Genomic DNA, 5,642 nt, shown 5'->3' with positions numbered 1-5,642 from the left:
GTCTATTGCGAGATCCGGCCCTTCAATTCCCTGACCGATGACGGACTGCGCGCCGACCCGCCGCAGGCGATCATCCTGTCGGGCGGCCCGGCCAGCGTGACCGAGGATGGCAGTCCCCGCGCCCCGCAGGCGGTGTTCGATCTGGGCGTTCCGGTCTTCGGCATCTGCTATGGCCAGCAGGTGATGATGGACCAGCTTGGCGGCAAGGTCGAAGCGGGTCATCACGCCGAATATGGCCGCGCGTTCATCGCCCCGGCGCCGGGCCACAAGCAGGACGGCATCTTCGCGGATCTGTTCGGCACCGGTCGCGAAGAAGTCTGGATGAGCCATGGCGACCGTGTCACCGAACTGGCGCCGGGCTTCGAGGTCATCGGGACATCGCCCCACGCGCCGCTGGCGATGATCGCCGACGAGGCCCGCCATTTCTATGCCGTGCAGTTCCACCCCGAGGTGCATCACACCCCGCATGGCCGGATCATGCTGGAAAACTTCGTTCGGCTGTCGGGCTTTGCCGGCGACTGGACGATGGCCAGCTACAAGGACGAGGCGATCCGCAGGATCCGCGATCAGGTCGGCGACAAGCGGGTTGTCTGCGGCCTTTCCGGCGGCGTCGACAGCAGCGTCGCGGCGGTGCTGATCCACGAGGCGATCGGCGACCAGTTGACCTGCGTCTTCGTGGATCACGGCCTGTTGCGTCTGAACGAAGCCGACGAGGTCGTGACGATGTTCCGCGACCATTACAACATTCCGCTGATCCACGCCGACGAGGCGGACCTGTTCCTGGGCGCGCTGGAGGGTGTTTCCGACCCCGAGGTCAAGCGCAAGACCATCGGCAAGCTGTTCATCGACGTCTTCCAGCGCGAGGCGGGCAAGATCGAGGGCGCCGAATTTCTGGCCCAGGGAACGCTTTATCCCGATGTCATCGAAAGCGTCAGTTTCAGCGGCGGGCCTTCGGTGACCATCAAGTCGCACCACAATGTCGGTGGCCTGCCCGAGAAGATGGGCCTGAAGCTGGTCGAGCCGCTGCGCGAATTGTTCAAGGACGAGGTCCGCGCCCTGGGCCGCGAGCTTGGCCTGCCCGACAGCTTCATCGGCCGCCACCCCTTTCCGGGCCCCGGCCTGGCGATCCGCTGCCCCGGCCAGATCACCCGCGAAAAGCTGGAGATTCTGCGCCGCGCCGATGCGGTTTTCATCGACCAGATCCGCCGGCACGGGTTGTATGACGAAATCTGGCAGGCCTTCGTGGCGATCTTGCCGGTCCGCACGGTGGGCGTGATGGGTGACGGGCGCACCTATGACTTTGCCTGCGCGCTGCGCGCGGTGACCAGCGTCGATGGGATGACCGCGGACTACTATCCCTTTCCGCACGATTTCCTGGGCGAGACCGCGACGCGGATCATCAACGAGGTCAAGGGCATCAACCGTGTGACCTATGACATCACCTCGAAGCCGCCGGGCACCATAGAATGGGAATGACGGCCTGATCGGGCTTCGCTCAATCGAGGGACCATGCCGCGTCTGATCCTTGTTCTGGGGGACCAGTTGTCAGACAATCTGTCCGCGCTGCGCGAGGCGCGGGAGGGCGATGTCGTGGTCATGGCCGAGGTCATGGACGAGGCCAGCTATGTCCGCCACCACCCAAAGAAGATCGCCTTCGTCTTTGCCGCGATGCGCAAGTTCGCGAACCACCTGCGGGGCAAGGGCCTGACCGTCGCCTATACGCGGCTGGACGATCCCGAGAACAGCCAGAAGATCGGCGGCGAGTTGATACGCCGCGCATCGGAATTCGACGCGACCGAGGTGATCGCGACCGAACCGGGCGAATGGCGGCTGATCAATATCCTGACCTATCTGCCGATCAAGGTGCATCAGCGCCCCGATGACCGTTTCTTCGCCAGCCATGCCGAATTCGAGAATTGGGCCGAGGGGCGCAAGGAACTGCGGATGGAATGGTTCTATCGCGACATGCGCCGCAAGACCGGCCTGCTGATGGATGGCGACCGGCCTGCCGGCGGTCGCTGGAATTTCGACCACGACAACCGCAAGCCTGCCCGGCCCGACCTGCTGCGACAGAAACCGCCCGAATTCGAACCCGACGCGGTGACGGCCGGGGTTCTGGATCTGGTCGCGGCGCGCTTTCCCGACAATTTCGGTGACCTGAGGCCGTTCCGCTATGCCACCGACCGGCCCGGCGCACTGAAGGCGCTGCGTCATTTCATCGATCATGCGCTGGACGAATTCGGTCCCTATCAGGATGCGATGCTGCTGGAGGACCCGCATCTGAACCATTCGATCCTGTCGCCCTATCTCAATGCCGGGCTGCTGTCGCCGCACGAGGTCTGCGCGGCCGCCGCGACCGCCCATGTCGATGGCAAGGTGCGGCTCAATTCCGCCGAAGGGTTCATCCGCCAGATCCTCGGCTGGCGGGAATACATGCGCGGCATCTATTTCCTCGAAGGGCCGGATTACACCGGGCGCAACGCGCTGGACCACCGTCGCAAGCTGCCCTGGATGTATTGGGGCGGCGAGACGCGCATGGCCTGCATGAAGGCCGCGATCGGACAGACGCGACGGCTGGCCTATGCCCACCATATCCAGCGCCTGATGATCACCGGCAATTTCGCGCTGCTGGCCGGGATCGACCCGGCCCGGGTGCATGAATGGTATCTGTCCGTCTATATCGATGCCTATGAATGGGTCGAGGCGCCGAACACGATCGGGATGAGCCAGTTCGCCGATGGCGGAATCGTCGGCAGCAAGCCCTATGTCAGTTCGGGCAACTACATCAACAAGATGTCGGATTATTGCGGCAGTTGCGCCTATTCGGTCAGCGTCAGGACGGGCGAGACGGCCTGCCCGTTCAACCTGCTTTACTGGGATTTCCTGATCCGCCACCGCGACCGGTTCGAGACCAATCCCCGCATGTCGCGGATCTATGGCAACTGGGACCGCATGGATGCGGACAAGCGCAGGGCGATCCGCGCCGATGCCGCCGCCTTCTTGCGGCGCATGTCGGATGGCACGGTGGTCTGACTTGACGGCGAACCGCGCCGCGCGGGATAGAAGCGTCTGACAATCCGGAGGCACAGATGATCCGCATCGGAATCGGCGGCTGGAATTTCGCGGAATGGCGCGGGGTCTTCTATCCCGACGACCTGCCCCAGCGGCGCGAACTGGAATATGCCAGCAGGCAACTGACCTCGATCGAGGTGAACGCGACCTATTACGGCAGCCAGAAGCCCGCGACGTTCCAGAAATGGCATGACGAGACGCCCGATGATTTCGTCTTCGCGATCAAGGGGCCGCGCTTTGCCACCAACCGGAAGGTGCTGGCCGAAAGCGGCGACAGCGTGGCAAGGTTTCTCGATTCCGGCATCACGAAACTGGGCGCCAAGCTGGGTCCGATCAACTGGCAATTCGCGGAGACGAAGAAATTCGAGCCGGACGATTTCGGTGCCTTCCTGAAGCTGCTGCCCGACAGCCATGAGGGCGTCGCCCTGCGGCATGCGGTGGAACCGCGCCATGACAGTTTCGCCGCCGACGAGGCCGCCGATCTGTGCAGGCAGCACAATGTCGCCATCATTCGCGGCGCCGATGCGGACTTTCCGGAAATCGAGGCCGATACCGCCGATTTCGCCTATTGGCGCCTGATGGGCACGACGGATCTGGAACAGGGCTATTCGGGGGCCGATCTCGACAAATGGGCCAAGGCCGCACGCAAGGCGGGCAAGCAGCGCGACCTGTTTCTCTACGTCATCTCGGGTCAGAAGCTGCGCAACCCGGCCGCCGCGATGGCTCTGATCGAAAGGCTGAAGACATGAGCTGCGCCTGCGGCCATCACCATCCCCGCCACGAAACCGGCTGCGAGGCCGAGGGCCCGACGATCGCGCTGGATCGGCCGATGATCGCGCTGACCGGAAGGTTGATCTGTGCCGATCCGGCGCAGTTGATGACCGCGCTGACGCTGCTGCCGGATCATGTCGATCAGAGCCGGGCCGAACCGGGATGCCTGCGTTTCGATCTGCGGCAGGACGAGGATCCGCTGGTCTGGCATCTGTCGGAATTGTTCACCGATGGCGAGGCCTTTGCAGCCCATCAGCAGCGCACGAAGGCCAGCGCCTGGGGCCGCGACAGCAGGGATATTGCACGCGACTTCCACAGGCGCGAGGCGATGCCTGCGATCCGGCCCGAGAGGCGGCCGGATGCGGACGCGATCTCGCGCCTGCTGCGCGATGCCTTCGCGGGCGAGGTTGAGGCGCGGCTGGTCGAGGCGCTGCGCGCGGCCGGTGATCTTTCGATGTCGCTGGTCGCCGAGGCGGACGGAATGATCCTCGGCCATGTCGGGCTGTCGCCCATGACCGGGGATGAAGCGGCCTTTGCGCTGGCCCCCGTTGCCGTCGCGCCCGCCATGCAGCGGCGCGGCATCGGGCAGGCGCTGGTCCGCGCGGCACTGGCCGGGGCCGGATCGCGTCCGGTCGTGGTGCTGGGCGCACCCGATTACTATGCCCGCTTGGGCTTTCGTCCGGCGGATCTGGATTCGCCCCATGCCGGACCCTTCCTGCAGGTCGCCGGCGATCTGCCTGCCGGTGCCAGGATCCGTCACGCACCTGCCTTCGAGGCGGTCTAGGCCGGCGCAAGGGGCTGCGAAAGCCGGCCCCATCGAGGGGACCGGCTTTCGCGGGCGGCTGCGCCGCCCCGCCCGGCCGCAGCGTCGCGCAAGCCTTGCACACAGGGCCATGCAGGTTACATCTGAGGCCAAAGCGAAAGGACATGCTCATGGCCACCTTGCCGGTCTTCGATTCTACCGAACCTGCCGCCGATACCCGTTTCGGCGATCTGCCCGTCTGGGATCTGAGCGATCTCTATCCCGGTCCCGACGCGCCGGAACTGACGGCGGATCTGGCCCGGCTTGCGGATCTGGTCAATGATTTCGCCGCCTCCTGGCAGGGCAAGCTGGCCGAACTGGATGCGCCCGCCATGCTGGACTGCATCGAGGCCTATCAGGTGATCGACATTATCGCCGGACGGCTGATGTCCTATGCGGGCCTGCGCTATTACCAGAACACCACCGATGCCGGCCGCGCCAAGATGCTGGGCGATCTGCAGGCGAAGGTCACCGACATCACCACGCCGCTGGTCTTCTTCAGCCTTGAATTCAACCGCATCCCGGACCAGACCTACGAGGCCGTGTTTACCGCGCCCGACGGTCCCGCCCGCTACAAGCCGGTCTTCGACCGGATGCGCGCCATGCGTCCGCACCAATTGTCCGACGAACTGGAACAGTTCCTGCACGACAATTCCGTTGTCGGCGCCGCCGCCTGGAACCGGCTGTTCGACGAAACCACGGCCGCGCTGGAATTCGAGGTCGATGGCGAGGTGCTGGGGATGGAAGCCACGCTGAACCTGCTGACCGAACATGACCGCGCCCGGCGCGAGGCCGCGGCCCATGCGCTGGCCCGCGTCTTTGGCGACAATCTCAAGCTGTTTGCCCGCATCCACAACACGCTGGCCAAGGAAAAGGCCATCGAGGACAAGTGGCGCAAGATGCCCACGCCGCAATATGGCCGCCATCTGTCCAACCATGTCGAGCCCGAGGTGGTCGAGGCACTGCGCAACGCCGTCACCGCCGCCTATCCGCGCCT

The 5,642-nt window shown here is 64.8% G+C and carries 4 protein-coding genes and 1 pseudogene; all 5 read left to right on the top strand.

Annotation, left to right across the window (positions count from 1 at the left end):
• Positions 1-1,476, top strand: a 1,476-nt coding sequence (guaA, locus tag B4L36_RS07655; RefSeq protein WP_292954771.1) for a glutamine-hydrolyzing GMP synthase, incomplete at its 5' end; no start/stop codon positions are given.
• Positions 1,477-1,509: 33 nt separating this feature from the next.
• Entirely contained in the window at positions 1,510-3,033 is a 1,524-nt protein-coding gene (locus B4L36_RS07650; RefSeq protein WP_292954769.1) for a cryptochrome/photolyase family protein, read from the top strand.
• A gap of 56 nt (positions 3,034-3,089) precedes the next feature.
• Positions 3,090-3,821: a DUF72 domain-containing protein gene (locus B4L36_RS07645; RefSeq protein WP_292954767.1), complete on the top strand. Its 732-nt coding sequence runs from the start codon at positions 3,090-3,092 to the stop codon at positions 3,819-3,821.
• Entirely contained in the window at positions 3,818-4,627 is an 810-nt protein-coding gene (locus B4L36_RS07640; protein ID WP_292954765.1) for a GNAT family N-acetyltransferase, read from the top strand. Before B4L36_RS07645 ends, B4L36_RS07640 begins: the two co-directional genes overlap by 4 nt.
• Before the next feature lie 143 nt (positions 4,628-4,770).
• A pseudogene (locus B4L36_RS07635) lies at positions 4,771-5,642 on the top strand (oligoendopeptidase F); the annotation flags it as partial.

It is taken from the genome of Paracoccus sp. UBA889 (assembly GCA_002294185.1).
Taxonomy (GTDB): domain Bacteria; phylum Pseudomonadota; class Alphaproteobacteria; order Rhodobacterales; family Rhodobacteraceae; genus Paracoccus.
This window is presented reverse-complemented; position numbering and strand designations above follow the sequence as displayed.

Excerpts from the sequence above, each read along its gene's own strand:
- B4L36_RS07650 (WP_292954769.1), top strand. The coding sequence starts at position 1,510 with ATGCCGCGTCTGATCCTTGTTCTGGGGGACCAGTTGTCAGACAATCTG.
- B4L36_RS07640 (WP_292954765.1), top strand. The coding sequence starts at position 3,818 with ATGAGCTGCGCCTGCGGCCATCACCATCCCCGCCACGAAACCGGCTGC.
- B4L36_RS07645 (WP_292954767.1), top strand. The coding sequence starts at position 3,090 with ATGATCCGCATCGGAATCGGCGGCTGGAATTTCGCGGAATGGCGCGGG.